The organism is Empedobacter sp. UBA6305 (assembly GCF_002440405.1).
GTDB lineage: Bacteria > Bacteroidota > Bacteroidia > Flavobacteriales > Weeksellaceae > Empedobacter > Empedobacter falsenii_B.
In genome coordinates, this window is sequence record NZ_DJTP01000046.1 from 52,648 (window position 1) to 70,229 (window position 17,582).

Annotated in this window: 15 protein-coding genes and 1 riboswitch; of the genes, 3 read left to right on the forward strand and 12 right to left on the reverse strand. The window is 33.1% G+C overall.

What is annotated here, in order from left to right:
- Positions 1-4: 4 nt before the first annotated feature.
- Positions 5-901 (reverse strand): J domain-containing protein, encoded by an 897-nt coding sequence (locus B3M86_RS11885; RefSeq protein WP_280051524.1) that lies wholly within the window; start codon positions 899-901, stop codon positions 5-7.
- Between the two features lie 208 nt (positions 902-1,109).
- On the opposite strand from B3M86_RS11885, the gene B3M86_RS11890 reads away from it, so the two are divergent.
- The 3 genes from B3M86_RS11890 to B3M86_RS11900 are packed head-to-tail and all read left to right on the forward strand — an operon-like array spanning position 1,110 to position 2,713.
- The gene (locus tag B3M86_RS11890) at positions 1,110-2,054 is read left to right on the forward strand and encodes an ADP-ribosylglycohydrolase family protein (RefSeq protein WP_291076275.1); all 945 of its coding nucleotides are present in this window, start codon (positions 1,110-1,112) and stop codon (positions 2,052-2,054) included.
- Between the two features lie 51 nt (positions 2,055-2,105).
- Positions 2,106-2,327 carry a VF530 family DNA-binding protein gene (locus B3M86_RS11895; protein WP_038332359.1) on the forward strand — a complete coding sequence of 74 codons (222 nt, stop codon included), beginning with the start codon at positions 2,106-2,108 and terminating at the stop codon, positions 2,325-2,327.
- On the forward strand, positions 2,327-2,713 hold the full coding sequence (locus B3M86_RS11900; protein WP_114999543.1) for a hypothetical protein: 387 nt from the start codon (positions 2,327-2,329) through the stop codon (positions 2,711-2,713). The genes B3M86_RS11895 and B3M86_RS11900 overlap by 1 nt, the downstream gene beginning before the upstream one ends.
- 57 nt (positions 2,714-2,770) lie before the next feature.
- On the opposite strand, the gene purD is transcribed toward B3M86_RS11900, so the two are convergent.
- The 11 genes from purD to B3M86_RS11955 form a co-directional block, all read right to left on the reverse strand.
- Positions 2,771-4,063 carry a phosphoribosylamine--glycine ligase gene (gene purD / locus B3M86_RS11905; protein ID WP_125349024.1) on the reverse strand — a complete coding sequence of 431 codons (1,293 nt, stop codon included), beginning with the start codon at positions 4,061-4,063 and terminating at the stop codon, positions 2,771-2,773.
- Positions 4,050-4,421 carry a four helix bundle protein gene (locus B3M86_RS11910; RefSeq protein ID WP_125349023.1) on the reverse strand — a complete coding sequence of 124 codons (372 nt, stop codon included), beginning with the start codon at positions 4,419-4,421 and terminating at the stop codon, positions 4,050-4,052. Before B3M86_RS11910 ends, purD begins: the two co-directional genes overlap by 14 nt.
- 57 nt (positions 4,422-4,478) lie before the next feature.
- Positions 4,479-5,990 (reverse strand): bifunctional phosphoribosylaminoimidazolecarboxamide formyltransferase/IMP cyclohydrolase, encoded by a 1,512-nt coding sequence (gene purH, locus B3M86_RS11915; RefSeq protein ID WP_291076273.1) that lies wholly within the window; start codon positions 5,988-5,990, stop codon positions 4,479-4,481.
- 89 nt (positions 5,991-6,079) lie between these two features.
- Complete coding sequence (gene purN / locus B3M86_RS11920) at positions 6,080-6,640, reverse strand: phosphoribosylglycinamide formyltransferase (protein WP_038332368.1); 561 nt, start codon at positions 6,638-6,640, stop codon at positions 6,080-6,082.
- Between the two features lie 159 nt (positions 6,641-6,799).
- Positions 6,800-7,300, reverse strand: a complete 501-nt coding sequence (locus tag B3M86_RS11925; protein WP_038332370.1) for an FKBP-type peptidyl-prolyl cis-trans isomerase — start codon at positions 7,298-7,300, stop codon at positions 6,800-6,802.
- 129 nt (positions 7,301-7,429) lie between these two features.
- Positions 7,430-9,109 (reverse strand): AAA family ATPase, encoded by a 1,680-nt coding sequence (locus B3M86_RS11930; protein ID WP_291076271.1) that lies wholly within the window; start codon positions 9,107-9,109, stop codon positions 7,430-7,432.
- Positions 9,110-9,369: 260 nt separating this feature from the next.
- Positions 9,370-10,362, reverse strand: a complete 993-nt coding sequence (gene purM, locus B3M86_RS11935) for a phosphoribosylformylglycinamidine cyclo-ligase (RefSeq protein WP_114999539.1) — start codon at positions 10,360-10,362, stop codon at positions 9,370-9,372.
- Between the two features lie 53 nt (positions 10,363-10,415).
- Complete coding sequence (gene purF, locus B3M86_RS11940; protein WP_125349020.1) at positions 10,416-11,921, reverse strand: amidophosphoribosyltransferase; 1,506 nt, start codon at positions 11,919-11,921, stop codon at positions 10,416-10,418.
- Between the two features lie 19 nt (positions 11,922-11,940).
- Positions 11,941-12,663, reverse strand: coding sequence for a phosphoribosylaminoimidazolesuccinocarboxamide synthase (purC, locus tag B3M86_RS11945; RefSeq protein ID WP_038332381.1), 723 nt, complete (start codon positions 12,661-12,663; stop codon positions 11,941-11,943).
- A gap of 420 nt (positions 12,664-13,083) precedes the next feature.
- Positions 13,084-16,791: a phosphoribosylformylglycinamidine synthase gene (locus B3M86_RS11950; protein WP_291076269.1), complete on the reverse strand. Its 3,708-nt coding sequence runs from the start codon at positions 16,789-16,791 to the stop codon at positions 13,084-13,086.
- Between the two features lie 104 nt (positions 16,792-16,895).
- Positions 16,896-16,994: riboswitch (purine riboswitch) on the reverse strand.
- Positions 16,995-17,188: 194 nt separating this feature from the next.
- A complete protein-coding gene (locus B3M86_RS11955) occupies positions 17,189-17,434 on the reverse strand; it encodes a hypothetical protein (RefSeq protein WP_038332385.1) in 246 nt (81 codons plus the stop codon).
- Positions 17,435-17,582: the final 148 nt, after the last annotated feature.

Genomic DNA, 17,582 nt, shown 5'->3' on the forward strand with positions numbered 1-17,582 from the left:
GGTTTTAAGCTTTTTTAAGTGAACGTAATTTCTCGAATAATTCTTTCTCTTCTGCTGATAAATTAGTTGGAGTTTTTACAGAAAATGTCACATACAAATCTCCAAATTGATCATCTTTCTTATAAATTGGCAAACCTTTTCCTTTCAATTTTACCTTTTTATTATTTTCCGTTCCTTCTTTTATCGGAACTTTTACTTTTCCAGAAAGCGTATCAACCATTGCTTCTCCACCCAAAATTGCATCGTATAAATCGACTACAATAGTAGTAGATAAATCTGCTCCATTCACTTCAAACGAGGTATTATTTTCGATATGAAACGTGATATACAAATCTCCATTGGGTCCATTGTTATAACCTTTTCCTCCGTGACCTTTTATCTTAATCGTTTGTCCATCTTCTACTCCAGCCGGAATTGTAATTCGAATATTTTTACCATTCACCGCAAAAGTTTGTTTGTGCGAAGTCAATGTATCTGTCAAATTTAGTGTCAAACTGGCATTTACATCTTGCCCTTTATAACCTGTTGATCTACTTCTACCTTCACGTCCAAACATCGAACTGAAAAAATCTGAATAGCCATCGAAATCACCAAAACCTTCAGCTCCATCAAAATCGCTATTACTATATTGATATTGTTGCTGTTGTTGCTGACGAGCTTTTTCATATTCTTCACCATGTTGCCAATTTTCTCCATATTTATCGTATTTTTTACGTTTTTCTGGATCGCTCAACACTTCGTTTGCTTCATTTAATTCTTTAAATTTCTGTGCAGCTTCATCGTTATTTGGATTAAGATCGGGATGATACTTACGTGCCAATTTCCGATAAGCTTTTTTTATCTCATCTTGTGATGCGGTCTTTTGCAGACCTAATGTTGTATAATAATCTATAAAAGCCATAGTAATAATAAGTTTGTGTGGTAATTTAATCAAAATCAGTTCCAATTTTTTCAAAACTGACAATACGACTTATTCTTTTTTATCTATTTTAAACCTTTTAATATTTTATCCGAAAAAGATAAATTTATTATGATTAATTCATAAATTTTCAAAAATAATTTGGATATATTCAAAAAAATCAATTATTTTTCATTTATAAAAGAAAGTTATGAATAGAAAAAATTTTTCGAAAAATATATTAATTGGATCGGCGGTTGGTGACGCATTAGGAGTTCCAGTTGAGTTTAAAAGTAGGCAATATTTACAACAAAATCCTGTCACAGATATGATGGGTTATGGAACATACAATATGCCTCCTGGCACTTTTTCTGACGATAATTCGATGATGTTTTGCTTGGCTGAATCGTTGTGTAATGGTTATAATGTGAATGATATTGCAGAAAAATTTCAGATGTGGATGCACGAAGGTTATTGGACGGCTGACGGAGAAGTCTTTGATGTTGGAATTTCTACACGAAAAGCAATAAATCGTTTACGAGTTGTAAAAAATCCAATTGAGGCTGGTTCTACATCCGAATCTGATAATGGAAATGGATCGTTAATGCGTATTCTTCCTTTAGCAATTTTCACGAAAGATTTATCGATTGATGAACGCTGTGAAATCGTCAAAGAAGTTTCTTCTATCACGCATGCGCACAATCGTTCTGTTTTGGCGTGTATTTATTATATTGAATTTGCGTTGAACGTTTTAGATGCCGAAAATCTAGAAGAAGCTTATCTGAACACAAATTTTTGGTTAAAATTATTCTTAGAAGAAAATGAAATTTATAAAAATGAATTTACATATTTCGAACGAATTTTAAGTGGAAAACTAATTGATTTAAAAGAAGATGAAATTAAATCAACTGGTTATGTCATGGATAGTTTAGAAGCTTCTATTTGGTGTTTGCTACATACAAGTTCGTATAAAGATTGTGTTTTGAAAGCGGTGAATTTAGGACATGATACCGATACAATTGCTTGTATTGCTGGTGGAATTGCAGGGATTTATTATGATGCAGAAACAATTCCGACCAATTGGATTGAGCAATTAGCGCGAGTGAATGATATTTTACATTTAGCAGAACAATTGGAAGAAAAATATGAATTTTAGAAAGCTTGAACTATTCTAAATTCACCAAAAACATTTTCGTAAATTTGCAAAATGGAAAGTCAAAAAAATAATCCATTACACGGAAAACGTTTAGACGATATTATCGAAGAATTAGTAATTTATTACGGCGGTTGGGAAGGTTTGGGAAATCAAATTAACATCAGATGTTTTAATGATAATCCAAGTTTGAAATCATCGTTGAAATTTCTTCGAAAAACAGATTGGGCACGTGCAAAAGTAGAAGAATTGTACATTAAGAAAATTGCAAAATAATGAGTGCAACTATTCTTGAAGAAAAGATTTTTATTGATTCTGAGCTCTTAACCAATATCGAAGAAGAAAGTCAGGTTATTATACATTGTTGTATGGCGGCAGATGAATATGCAAATGCTGCACGTATTTGGCCTTCTACTTTTATTATTGATAATCAATCAGGAAAACGTTGTCAATTGGTTTTTGCGGACGGAATTACAATGTATCCAAATTGGACGTATATCGAAGAAGGTTCGTCTCTTCATTTCACTTTAATTTTTAATGGTTTGCCAAAAAGTTGTCAATCATTTGATTTAGTCGAAATTATTCCGCAAGCTGGAGGATTTGAATATCGAAAAATAAATCGAAATAAAAGCGATGTTTATCACGTCGAATTTTCAGAATAAATTAAAAAAAATGCGTTTCATTTGAAACGCATTTTTTAATAATATAAACTGTATTTTTTATTGAATTACTCCAATATCATTTCGATAATATTCGTAATCAAAATGTACTTTTTTGATGTTTTCGTAAGCAGTTTCACGTGCTTCTTCTAATGTATTTCCTAATCCAACTATGTTGATTACGCGTCCACCAGAAGTAACAATTTGTTCACCTGATAATTTTGCACCAGCAATAAAATTAGGACAAGTTACATTTTCTAAACCACGAATCTCAAAACCTTTGTCGTAATTTCCTGGATATCCTCCCGAAACCATCACCACACAACACGCATGTTGATTTTTGAAAGTCAAGTCAAAATCTTCTCCTTTAATTGCTTTATTTACAACCTCAGCCAAATCATTTTCTAACAAAGGTAAAGTTGTTTGCGTTTCTGGATCGCCCATTCTTAGGTTATATTCCAACAAATAAACACCTTTTGTTGTAATCATCAATCCAAAGAAAATAACACCAGCAAACTCTGATCTTTCCTTAATTAAACCACATTTTGTTGGCTCCATAATTTCTTCTTCGAACATTTTGAAATGCTCTTCCGTAAACAATGGATTTGGAGCGATAACGCCCATTCCACCAGTATTAAGACCAGTTTCTCCTTCACCAATTTTCTTGTGATCTTTTGCCGAAACAAATGGAACGATTTTTTTCCCGTTAAAGAAAGACAAAATAGAGGCTTCAAAACCTTCTAAATATTCTTCAATAACCACTTCGTTTCCTGCATCACCAAAGGTTTTATCTTCCATGATATCCAAAACAGCTTGTTTTGCTTCTTCAAAATCTTGGCAGATAATAACTCCTTTTCCAGCCGCTAAACCAGAGGCTTTCACTACAATTGGATAATCTTGTGTTTTCAAATAATCAATCGCCAACATTGGTCCTTGAAAATTTTTATATTTTGCTGTTTTCACACCATATTTATCCATAAAATCCTTCGCAAAAGCTTTAGAAGCTTCTAATTGCGCAGCTGCTTTATGAGGTCCAAAAACATTTAAATTCTCTTTCTGAAAAATATCAACGATACCTTCTGCTAATTCAGCTTCTGGTCCAACAAAAGTTAAATCGATTTGATTTTCTTTCGCGAAATTTTTCATTTCTTCAATCGAAGAAACTGAAACGTTTGTTCCGATTTGAGCTGTTCCTGCATTTCCTGGAATAAAAAACAATTCTAAATCTTGTCCTTTTTGCTTGAAATCTTCAGCAAACTTCCATCCTATTGCATGTTCACGACCACCTGAACCGATTACTAAGATGCGAGTTGCGGTTTGCGATTCGCGGTTTGCGCTATTATTTTGTTCCATTGTTTTTCTTTGTTAAATAGTTTTGAAAATTTTTATTCATTCTACAATAATGATCAATTAATTCTAAAGCTTCATTTAATTCTGACTCTGTTATATAATTCAACTCAAAAGCTATTATTAATTGAGCTTCAACCTCAAAATCAGAACCTTTTGAAATAGATAGAAAATTAATCATTTGCTGATTTGAATTTCTTCCAGAACCTTCTGCGATATTTGAAAGAATTGAAACAACTGCTCTTTTTATTTGAACAGTTAATCCATACTTTTCTGATTCTGGAAATTTATTAGAAAGATTATAAACCAGTCTTAAAATTTCCAAACTTTTTTGCCATATGTCTAAATTTCTATAACTTCTCATTTACACTAAGTTAATCTTAAATTCCAACATCGCAAAACGAATATCGCATATCGAATTTTAGTGCATAAAATGTCTCATTCCTGTGAAAACCATCGGAATTTCGCGTTCATTACAAGCATCGATAGACTCTTGATCTTTGATTGATCCTCCTGGTTGAATAATTGCTTTAATTCCATTTTCTGCTGCAAAATCAGCTACATCACGGAAAGGGAAAAATGCATCTGAAGCTAAAACTAAATCATCTTCCACTTTTTCTTTTGCACGTGCAATCGCTTGTTGAGCCGCCCAAATACGATTCGTTTGACCTCCACCGATTCCGTAAGCTTGACCATTTGTCGCTACAACAATCGCGTTAGATTTTACCCATTTTACAATTTTTTGAGCAAAAACTAAATCAGTCATTTGACGATCTGTTGGTTGAGCTTCTGTTACAACTTTAAGATCTGTTGAAAACTGATTATCTGTAGACTGAACAATTAATCCTCCATCAACTTTTACGTAAGTTACTTTATCCGACACAGGATTCTTCACTTTGATGATACGTAAATTTTTCTTTTGTTTAAAAATTTCTAACGCTTCTTCTGTAAATGAAGGTGCAATTACAATTTCTAAGAAAATTTTATTTAATTCAACCGCAGTTTTTCCATCAACTTCTCTATTGAAAGCGATGATTCCACCGAAAATTGACATTGGATCACATTCATACGCTTTTTCATAAGCTTCTAAAACATTCTCTCCAATTGCCACTCCACAAGGCGTTGAATGTTTCACTGCACAACAAGTTGTTTCCTCAAATTCTGAAACCACTTTATAAGCCAAATCCATATCACGAATATTGTTGAAAGAAAGTTCTTTTCCTTGTAAATATTCGAAATCTTTCATTGCGCCATTTTTCGTTTTATCAACATAATAAGCTGCTTTTTGATGTGGATTTTCTCCATAACGTAAATCCATCACTTTCTCGTAAGAAGACTCTAAAAAATGAGGAAAATCTTCTCCTAAAATGTAAGTAGAAATCGCCGCATCATAAGCAGAAGTTAAGTTGAATACTTTACCAGCACATAATTTACGCGTTTCGATAGAAGTTGAACCATTCTCACGAATTTCATTCATCACTACTTCATAATCATTCACATCCGTTACAACTGTTACATCATAAAAATTCTTTGCAGAAGAACGTAACATTGATGGACCACCGATATCAATAAATTCAATCATTTCCGCTTCAGAAAGACCTGTATTCATCTTTTCGAAGAAAGGATAAAGATTTACAATAACGATATCAATTGGGTTAATTCCATGTTCCGCAATTGTTGCCATATGATTTTCGTCCGAACGACGCGCCATAATACCACCATGAATTGCAGGATGTAAAGATTTTACGCGACCATCTAAAATCTCAGGAAAACCAGTTACATCTTTTACTTCTGTAACTTCGATTCCGTTGTCTTGTAAATGTTTGAATGTTCCTCCAGTTGATAAGATTTTGTAATCTTGTTCAACCAAGAATTTTGCAAATTCTAACAAGTTCGACTTGTCCGAAACACTTATTAGCGCTTGTTTTTGCATTGTGTTTAGTTTTTAAAGTTTATTGTTTGTTTACTATTTTATTGGAAATGAAAAACCTCAATGTACACAACATTGAGGCATTCTATATTTTATGCTTCGCTGATTTGCTTGATTGCCTTAATGTAGATTTCACTTTCTACCTCAGCAACTTTACGCTGTAAATCTGCTACTTCATCACCTTCTTCAATTTCAAAAATTCCTTGACAAATAATTTGTCCTTCGTCTACACCAGCCGTTACAAAATGTACAGTTGCTCCTGATGTTTTTTCACCAGCTTCTAAAACTGCTTTGTGAACTTTCGCGCCATACATTCCTTTTCCACCAAATTTTGGTAATAATGCAGGATGAATATTAATCATTTTCGAGCCCCATTTCGAGGTAAATTCTGGAGATAATATGGTTAAAAAACCTGCCAAAACAATAAGGTCGATTTCTTCTCCTTCTAAATTATGTTCAGCATCTTCCGAAAAAGTTTTTCGGTCTAAGACATACGTTCGGATATCTTTATCCAACGATCGTTCTATTGCATAACAATCTCGGTCTGCCATTACCATCGAAATCTCGACATTTGGTAACGTTCCGTCTTCAACTGCATCAATAATATTTTGAAGATTTGTTCCGCCACCGGAAACAAATACAGCTATTTTCATGTTTGTTTGTAAGTAATCTTGTTTGTTTTACAAAGATAAGATTTTAGTTGATGCAAGTCGAAAAATATAACGTGGATTTAATCTATTTATTAATGATTTATTCACAATTAAAAACAAGAAAGGCTATCTCAAATTGAAATAGCCTTTTGAAAATATTTTTTAGTGCCCTTGAGTTCCGTCAACTCCATGTGCGTGTCCGTGAGATAATTCTTCCTCAGTTGCTGGACGAACATTAAGAATTTCAACTTCAAATTCTAATGTTTTTCCTGCCATTGGAGGATTCAAATCTGCAATTACAGCCTCTTCTGTCACTTCTACAACTGAAGCACGGAATTGATTTCCTGCATCATCAGTCAAAGGTAAAATTGCTCCAACTGGTGGCAATCCAGATTCTTTGAACATATCTAAAGGTAATTGAGCAACAGCTTCTTCTACTCTTTCACCGTATCCTTCTGCTGGAGTAATTACGAATGATTTTTTATCACCAATTGTTAATTCTTTTAATTCTTCTTCAAATTTTGGAATCATCATTCCAGCTCCAAATAAAAAAGTTAATGGCTCTTCTGTATTTGATTGTTCTACAAATACTTTTTCACCATTCGCTTCGATGGTATGTAATGAGTAGTTTACTGAAACTACATTATTGTTTTCTATTGACATAAATTGTAAATTATGGATGCTTTTAAAAAGCGTTCATTTTTAATACTTATCTTTTAACAACAACTATTCCTTTCGAATAATTTGACCAATTTTGTCAGTTATTTAGATTTTTGAACTGACAATTTTTATTTAATCTATAAAAAGTAATGCTTTTTTGATGTCTTCATAACCAATTTCACCATTGAAATAATCATAAATTGGTTTTAAAACTTTATTCTCTTCAAATTCGATTTCACTATACGCTAATCGAACTTTATCAATAATTTTATCAGAAGGTTTAAATTTTGAATAATCCAAATCAGGCTCACTTTCTTTGATTTTACCAATATGATCGACAATTGCTGAAGTAGTTAAACCTCTTTTCTCTGCGATTTGATCTAAAGACAAACCTTCTTTCACATATTCTAATGTAATTTCGTAAGTCGATTTCTTTTGTCCTTTTTCTTTGGTTTTATTCTTTTCGATATTTTTTGCAATTTGTTTTTTATCCAAAGTTCCACCAGAATATCGGATAAAAGCAGCCCAAGAGTTTTGCAATTCTTTTTCATCTAGAAACTCATCCATTTCATTCGATAAAACCTGAAAACGTCTATCAGCCTTCATTGCAAGTGAATCAATTTCTAAAGCTGTTTGATTCAATCCGTGTAACATCAACGAATTTAAATCTCGTAAACGTGAAAGTGCAACATACCCTTGTCCTTTTTCGAACGCTTTTGATAAATCAATAAACGCAGAATCTAACGTCATTCCTTGTGATTTATGAATCGTAATCGCCCAAGCCAAACGCAACGGAACTTGTGTAAATGAAGCCAATGCTTTTCCGCTTTCGTCCTCTATTGCCCACGTTTCTGGTTTTGCAATGTAAAATTCTCCATCTAATGTTTTGATAATTGGCTCGTCTTTTTCAGTATACCCCGAAACATTTCCAAGCGTTCCGTTTACAAAACCAACTTCGAAATTGTTACGAACAAACATCACTTTCGCTCCTATCTTCAATTCTAAAACTTGTTCTGCTAAAACAGATTTTTTAAGAACCTCAACCAAAGCTGGATTTCCCGCAACTTTTGCTTCAAATGTTTTGGAAGATGAATCAATATTAATCAATTGACCTTTATTAATTCGGTCCACATCCATATTATGTGTATACAAACGAGTTTGTGAATCTATTTCATCTGGAAAATATTCGATTCGAGTTTCTAATAAATCAACTGTTTTTTGCGAAATATTCCCCGAACGAATTTCATTCAAAATATCATTCAATGCATTATTTGTTTGACGATATTGCTCTGTCAAATAACAAATATGCACTTTTGCTTGAACCCAAGCATCGGACATAAAACAGAATTTATCTTTCGATTCTTCCCACTCTTCACCAATCGGCGGTAACTGGAAAAAATCACCCGAAAAAATTACTTGAACACCTCCAAAAGGTTCATCGTTTTGTTTGAAAAACTTCAAAACATAATCAACCGCATCCAACTGATTTCGGTGCAGCATCGAGATTTCATCAATAATTAAGACTTTTACTTTGTCCATTTTATCTCGGAAATATTTCTTGTCGCGAAGCGAAGCCAAATATCGATCAGAAACATAATCTTTTATTCCAATTCCAGCCCAAGAATGTATCGTTTGACCATTCATGTGCGTCGCAGCAATTCCCGTAGAAGCCGTTATAGCAACAGGAACGCCATGTTGTTTAAGATATTGAATGTATTGATTTAACACATAAGTTTTTCCGGCACCCGCAGAACCTGTTAAAAATACATTTCGACCAGATTTTAGAATTGCCAAAGCCTTTGATTGTTGCATAACTTATGAGTGAATTTGGAGTTTTTTGAATGAAATGCAAAGATACGAAGATTGAATGAGGTGAGGAAATGCTTAATAAATTAAAAAAAAGAAAATGAATTAACTTTAAAAGCTATTGTATTTTAATTAAGCTTTTTTATTTAAGAAAAAAACTACAAAATTTTATAACAAGGATCAATCTTAATCAAAAACAAATAATCCCAAAAAATAAAAAAACCGGATAAGAAATCTTATCCGGCTTTTTTAAACTATTTAATCTACTATTTCAATATAATTTTGTCAGCACCTTCTTGAATTTCTCCAATCAACGCACTTCCATCAATAATATTCAATACTTTTTCAGCATCAGTTTGGTCAACGATGACAACCATTCCAACACCCATATTAAATGTTCCAAACATTTCGTTTTCTGCAATTCCTCCGCGTTTAGCTAATTCTTGCATCACTGTTGGTACATTTATTTTTGCTTTTTCTATTACAGCAGTTAATCCGTCATTTATAATACGAGGAACATTCTCGATTAATCCACCTCCTGTAATATGAGCAATTCCAGACATTTCGATTCCAGCATCTTTGATTTTGAAAATATCATTTTGATATAATTTTGTTGGAACTAATAATGTTTCGAACAAAGGTTTACCTTCAAATTCTTCGTTAAAATCTGGGAAAACTTTACGAACCAAAGAGAATCCATTCGAATGGAAACCACTTGATGGTAACGCAATAATTACTTGTCCAGCTTTTATTTTAGAACCATCGATAATTTCATCTCGTTCTACTACTCCAACACAAAATCCAGCAACATCATAATCACCAACTTGGTACATTCCTGGCATTTCTGCTGTTTCTCCACCAATTAATGCTGTTCCAGTTTCTTTACACGCTTGTGCAATTCCACCTACAATTTCTGCTGCGATATCAGAATCTAATTTTCCACAAGCTAAATAATCTAAGAAAAATAATGGTTTTGCTCCATGACACAAAATATCATTTGCACACATCGCGAAACAATCAATCCCAACTGTATCGTAAACTTTAGAATCTAAAGCCACACGTAGTTTAGTTCCTACACCATCGGTTCCTGATACCAAAACAGGATTTTTGTAACCTCCTAATTGGTAAAATGCACCAAAACTTCCAATTCCATTCAACACGTTTGAATTGTGTGTTGCTGCAACTGCATCTTTAATTTTCGATACCGTTTGATAACCTTCTTCCTTATCTACTCCGGCTTGTTTATATGTATTGCTCATTTTAATTATGATTTAGTTTTTCGAAATACGAGATTCGAAATTCGTATAACTTATTAATCTATATGCAAAGGTTTTACCTCTTTACATTCTTCATTAGAATAATTTACGGGATATTTTTCTGTAAAACATCCAAAACAATGTTCTTTACTTCCTAATAAATCAATCAGATTATCAACTGTTAAGAAATCTAACGAATCGACATTCAAATAATCTTCAACCTCTTTAATTGACTTATTTCCTGAAATTAAATCTGCTTTAGAAGGCATATCAATTCCTAAATAACAAGGTGCAATAATTGGAGGCGAAGCAGAACGGAAATGAATTTCTTTTGCTCCTGCTTCTTTTAAGATTTTGATTAAAAGTTTCGAAGTTGTTCCACGTACAATCGAATCATCTAAAACAACCAAACGTTTTCCTTTGATTTTATTTTTGATGGGATTCAATTTTAAGTTGACCACACGTTCACGCATTTCTTGTGAAGGAACGATAAACGAACGCGACATATAACGATTCTTAATCAAAATTGGTTCGTAAGGAATACCCGAAGCTTCTGAATAACCAATTGCAGACGGGATCCCAGAATCTGGAACACCAATTACAATATCGGCAGCAACAGGAGATTGTTCGTATAATTTTCGACCAGATTCTACACGTAAATCGTAGATTTCATTTCCTTCGATATTCGAGTCAGGACGTGCAAAATAAATGTACTCAAAAGCACAAATATTACGCTGCGTTGGTTGATTTAATGAATAAGATTTCAAACCTTGTTCATTTACAACAATCAATTCACCTGGCTCTACATCACGGATAAATTCAGCTCCGACAGCGTCTAATGCACATGTTTCTGAACAGAAAACATAGGCATCGTCCAATTTTCCTAAACATAAAGGACGAATACCATTTGGATCGCGAAAAGCTGCCATTTGATTATTCGCTAATAACAAAACCGAATAAGCTCCTTTTACCTTTTCTGTACCTTTCTGTATAGCTTCTACAATATCTAAATGCGAATATTTTTGAATAGAACGTAATAAAACCTCCGTATCCGAAGTTGCTAAAAATGGTAAACCTTCTGCTTCTAATTCAGCTCTTAATGCTTCAACTTCAATTAAATTTCCGTTATGAGCAATAGAGAAATGAGGTTTTCCATAAATATTGTACGTGTAAAGTGGCTGAATGTTACGACGACTTCCACCTCCAGCAGTTGTGTAGCGTGTATGTCCAATCGCAGCATTTCCTTGGTATTCTTCAATCTCGGCTTCCATTGTTTTGAAAACGTCTAATACCAATCCTGTTTTTTTCACCGTTTTAATGTTTCCATCTTTCAAGAAAGAAACACCACACGCTTCCTGTCCACGGTGTTGAAGCGCAAATAAACCAAACTGTGCAATAGAATATGTGTTGATATTATTTGGCGAATAAACCCCAAAAACACCACATTCTTCGTTTACACTATCCACAGTATCGGCTGCATATTTTTTTAATAAATTTCTTTCGTAGAAATTCGTTAAATATTCAGCTTTTAATTGGCTTTTATGTAATTTTTTATCAATCATTATAGAATGAAAAAAATGTTTATTTTAAAACTTCTGTCAAACGATTATATACTTCGTGATAAGCTTCAGAAACATCACCTAAATCACGACGGAAACGGTCTTTATCTAATTTTTTACCTGTTTCAACATCCCATAAACGACATGTATCTGGAGAAATTTCGTCAGCTAAAATGATATTACCATCAACATCTTTACCAAACTCAATTTTGAAATCAGCTAAAATTAAACCAGCTTTTAAGAACAATTCTTTCAACGCTTCGTTAATTACTTCTGTTTGTGTGTACATTTCATCTAACTCATCGTACGTTGCAGCACCTAATAAAACTGCATGATGATCGTTGATTAATGGATCTCCTAATTCATCTTTTTTGTAACAGATATCAAAGATTGTAACTGGAGATTTCGCTCCTTCTTCTAATCCTAAACGTTGAGCCATAGACCCAGCAACATAATTGCGCACAACCATTTCAATTGGAATAATTGATACTTTTTTTACCAATTGCTCACGATCATTCAACTGCTCGATGAAGTGAGTTTTCACTCCTTTTTCAATCAAATAGTTGAAAATTAAAGTCGAAATTTTGTTGTTCATTTCTCCTTTATCCTCAACAGTTCCACGCTTTTGTGCATTAAATGCAGTCGCGTCATCTTTGTAATACACAATTACTTTGTCTGCTTCCTCTGTTGAGTAAACTTGTTTTGCTTTCCCTTCGTAAATGAAGTCTTTTTTTGTTAAGCTCATCGTTGTTTGTTTTTTTCGAAGCTCGATTTTCGAAATTCGAAGTTAAAATTCATCTAACTTCTAGTTTCTAGTTTCTAACTTCATTACATCGTTTTTTTTGTTTTGTTTGAAATGAAAAAGTCCACTTCGTGTTTGTTGTTTGTTTTGAAAATTAACTTGTTCAAGGTTAACTTTCGAGATTAATTTCGATTGGTTCAGGATCGAAATTGGTATTAGTTTGTTGTTTGTTTCTTTTTTAGAAATTCGAAATGCGAGATTCGAAATTCGTTATTTTATTTCCAATTGTCATTCTGAATGAAGCTTTAGCGTAATGAAGAATCTTTTTTAGATTCCTCGATAAGCTCGGAATGACAAGTTTTTATTTAATTTTTAGAAGTTAAATTTTCTCAAATCTAACATCTAATATCTCATATCTATAAACTACCCTCTAAAATACTCCACCGCATTTTTGAAGATATTCATATATCCATTTCCTGGAATGTTCTTGAATAATCCTTCTTCGTAACGCTCTGGATGTCCCATTCGTCCATAAACTTTTCCACAAGGCGATACAATTCCTTCTACCGCAAACGTAGATCCATTTGGATTATAAGGCATTTTCCCAGCTAATTTCCCATCCAAATCAACAAACTGAGTGGCAATTTGTCCTTTATCAATTAACTTTTCTAATTCAACCTCATTTGCTACGAAACGACCTTCTCCATGCGAAAACGGAATCCAATATTCTTGTCCTTCCATTCCTTTTAACCAAGGTGAATGCGATTTATTCACTCTCACTTTCGCTAATTGTGTAATGTGACGACCAATTTCGTTGAACGTTAATGTTGGTGTATCTTCTTCTAAATCTTGAATACGTCCATAAGGCAATAATCCAGATTTAATCAAGGCTTGGAAACCATTACAGATTCCTAAAACTAGTCCATCACGCTCCAATAAATTGTGAATTGCATTTTTGATTTTCTCATTACGTAAAACCGTTGCAATAAATTTACCTGATCCATCTGGCTCATCAGCAGCTGAAAAACCGCCTGGTACAAAGAAAATATTGGCTTGATTGATTTCATTTACAAAAGCATCTACCGATTCTTCAACATCTTGTTGTGTTAAATTACGGAAAGGCAAAGTCGAAACGATTGCTCCTTCTCTACGGAACGCTTTTGCTGAATCATATTCTGAATTTGTTCCTGGAAAAATTGGAATGAAAACTTTCGGATTCTCCACTTTATGATCTGCGAATGCAAAACAAATTTGTTCAGCTTTCAAATCTTTTTCCTCTACAACTGTTTCAGAAGTTGATTTATATGGAAACAATGAATTGAATGTTTTTTTCCATTGTTGTTTCAATTCAATCAAATTGATTTCTTCTCCATTAAAGTTGAATGAAGTTGAATCATTCGTCTGACCTAAAACATGGTAATTTTGAGCAATTTCAGCAGGAATATTTAATTCTTCTGAATGTTCAATCACAATCGAAGCTGGATAATATTTTGCTACATCTAAATCAGTTTTGATTTCAAATCCGATTTCATTACCAAAAGCCATATTCGCTACAGTTTCTGCAATTCCACCAAATTTAACCGTCATCATTGATTTTACATCAGCATTAATTGTTCCGATAAAATCAAAAATAGATTTTGCATTTGCTTCGTCGATTAAATAATCTTCTGTTAATGTTGGAATAAAAACTGAAAGTTTAGAATTCTTTTCAACTAAAGTTCCTTGTACAATTTTTTCAGCCAAAGAAGGCGCAACTGCAAAAGAAATTAACGTTGGCGGAACATCAATATCTTGGTAAGAACCCGACATCGAATCTTTTCCTCCAATAGCAGGAATTCCAAATTGTTTTTGTGCTTCAATCGTTCCTAATAAAGCCGCAAATGGTTTTCCCCAACGCGTAGCTTCATCACGTAATTTTTCAAAATACTCTTGAAATGTTAAACGAATGTCAGCGTAATTTCCACCAGCAGCAACAATTTTTGTCATTGAATCAATTACCGCGAAATAAGCTCCGTGATAATTTGACCAACGAGAAATTGTAGGATTATAACCAAATGAAGCGATTGAAACCGCATTTGTAAATCCGTCTGTTGGGAATTTTTGTACTGAAACATCTTCTGGCGTATCCATTGTTTGTCCACCAAAAGCATTCAAAATAGTAGAACGTCCAACGTTGTTGTCAAACATTTCTACCATACCTTTTTGTGACGCATGATTTAACTCTTGCATCATTGTAATAAACGCTTCTTTATTGAAAGCTTTATTCTCAAAAGGGTTTGTATATTCTTCGTCCGTAACTTCGATTTTAGCTTGTTTACGAACGCCGTTTGTATCTAAAAATTTACGGTCTAATTCAACAATCTTTTTTCCTTTCCAAACCAAAGTCATTGTATCATCTCCCGTTACCTCAGCAACACAAGTCGCATCAAGATTTTCTTCTTTTGCTAATGCGATAAATGTTTCCACATCTTTAGCCTCAACCGCAACAGCCATACGTTCCTGAGATTCAGAAATCGCTAATTCTGTTCCGTTTAATCCAGCATATTTCAATGGAACTAAATCTAAATCAACATTAATTCCGCGTGCAATTTCACCAATTGCAACAGAAACACCTCCCGCACCAAAGTCGTTACATTTTTTGATTAATGCTAAAACGTCTGGATTACGGAATAAACGTTGAATTTTACGTTCAACAATTGCATTTCCTTTTTGAACTTCTGCTGATAAATCGTCTAATTTTAAACCATCATGTGTTTTAGATGAACCAGAAGCTCCTCCTACTCCATCACGACCTGTTGCTCCTCCTAATAAAATAATTCGGTCACCTGCAACTGGTTCTTCACGACGAACATATTCTTTTTTTACAGCTCCAGCCACAAAACCAACTTCCATGCGTTTTGCTTTGTACCCTTCGTCATAAATTTCTTTCACAAAAGTTGTCGCTAAACCAATTTGATTTCCATAAGAACTGTATCCGTTTGCTGCTTCTTTAGAGATTTTACGTTGTGGTAATTTACCTGGTAACGTATCTTCAATTTTTTCTAAAGGATTTGCAGCTCCTGTAATACGCATCGCTTGGAAAACGTAAGAACGTCCACTCAAAGGGTCGCGTATTGCTCCACCAACACATGTCGAAGCTCCACCAAATGGTTCCACTTCTGTTGGGTGATTATGTGTTTCGTTTTTGAATTGTAATAACCATTCTTCTTCAACACCATCTACATCGATTGGAACGACAATAGAACATGCGTTAATTTCTTCAGAAACATCAATATTTTTCACAACTCCTGTACGAGAAAGATATTTTCCCATCACAGTTGCTAAATCCATCAAACGAATTGGTTTAGTTATTCCTAATTCTTGACGAACTTGTTGGTAATAATCGAATGTTTTTTGAAGTGTTTCGTTAAATTTAGAATTAAATTGAACATCTGTAATCTCCGTCTCAAAAGTTGTATGACGACAGTGATCAGACCAATAAGTATCTAAAACTTTTAACTCAGTTTCGGTTGGATTACGATTGATTGATTTGAAATAGTCTTGAATAAAAACTAAATCATCCATCTCTAACGATAATCCAAATTGGTTGTAAATGTCTTGTAGTTTATTTTCGTCAGCAGAAATAAAACCTTCAATAATTGGAACTTCTGTAGCTTCTGGATTAGCTGGAATTTCCATTTTAGAAAGATCTTTCTCGCGCGACTCAATTGGATTGATTAAGTAATCTTTTACTTTCTTTAAATCTTCCACAGACAAATCATCATTGAAAACATATAGTAAACCAGATTTTACGGTTACATTTTCAACATTCATCAACACTAAACATTGTTCCGAAGAATCATCGCGTTGATTATATTGACCTGGTAAAAATTCGGTTGCAAAATAATTTTTAGAATAAGGAATGCTTTCGTTAACTGCATCTTCTACGTATTTGAAAACAACGTCTGTCACAGGATCGACAAACACCTTATTTTGAACCTCTTGTAATTGGCTTTCTTCTATATTAAATAGATCATAAATAACAAAAACCTTGCACACAATTGTAGGTACAAGGTTTTTGAGTTCTATTGTAGTCTTCTGACTGATAACGTCAAAATTTGATTTCTTCTGAATGAAAAGTCTGTGGTTCATTGTATTGTTTGCTGTACTATTTGGTTTAATGTGTTTAAACCATTTGTATCATCTACATCAACAAACAAACTATTTTCTAACGAGAGTGGTTCAAGACTCATTTTGTAGAAAAAAAATTCATTTGTAGTGGCAATTTTTTATGGTCTGCCGTAGAGACGCTCAACCTTATTATGAGCTATACAAATGTTGTAAACTTTAAAAACTAAATCACCTTTAAAAGTGAACTGCAAAATTAAACATTTTAATTAGTAAAATCAAATCTAAATCAACAATATTTTATTTAATTTTTTGGTTAAATATTTTTCTTAAAATTTAAGCATGATTATCAATCAAATGTCCTTTTTTACAACAAAAAAAATCCTTATCAAAATTTATAAGGATTTTTCGTTTTCCGTAATTATCTTGTAATTGTCAAATCGTATTCGTTGTCTGATTCATCATATTTATATGATAATTTCATATTGAAATCTTGCATAAACTTTTTGCAAAACGTTTCTATATTTAATGAATCTGGAAAAGTAGCTTTGTTAACTGTCATAAACAAAGTTGTCCAACTTGTATTGTCTTTAAAAATTGTAGAGAATCTTTTCTCCCAATATGTTAAAAACTTTTCTTCTTTTTCATTGATTAATATCTCTTCCATTCTACCTACTTTATAAACCAATTACAAATTTACAACTATTTCTAATCAAAACCATTTTTTCACGAATTATTAACGTTTTCAGTTTCTATCTTTCATTCAAGAATCGCAAACTTAAGATTCGCTTAAGATTCATTTTACCATGATAATA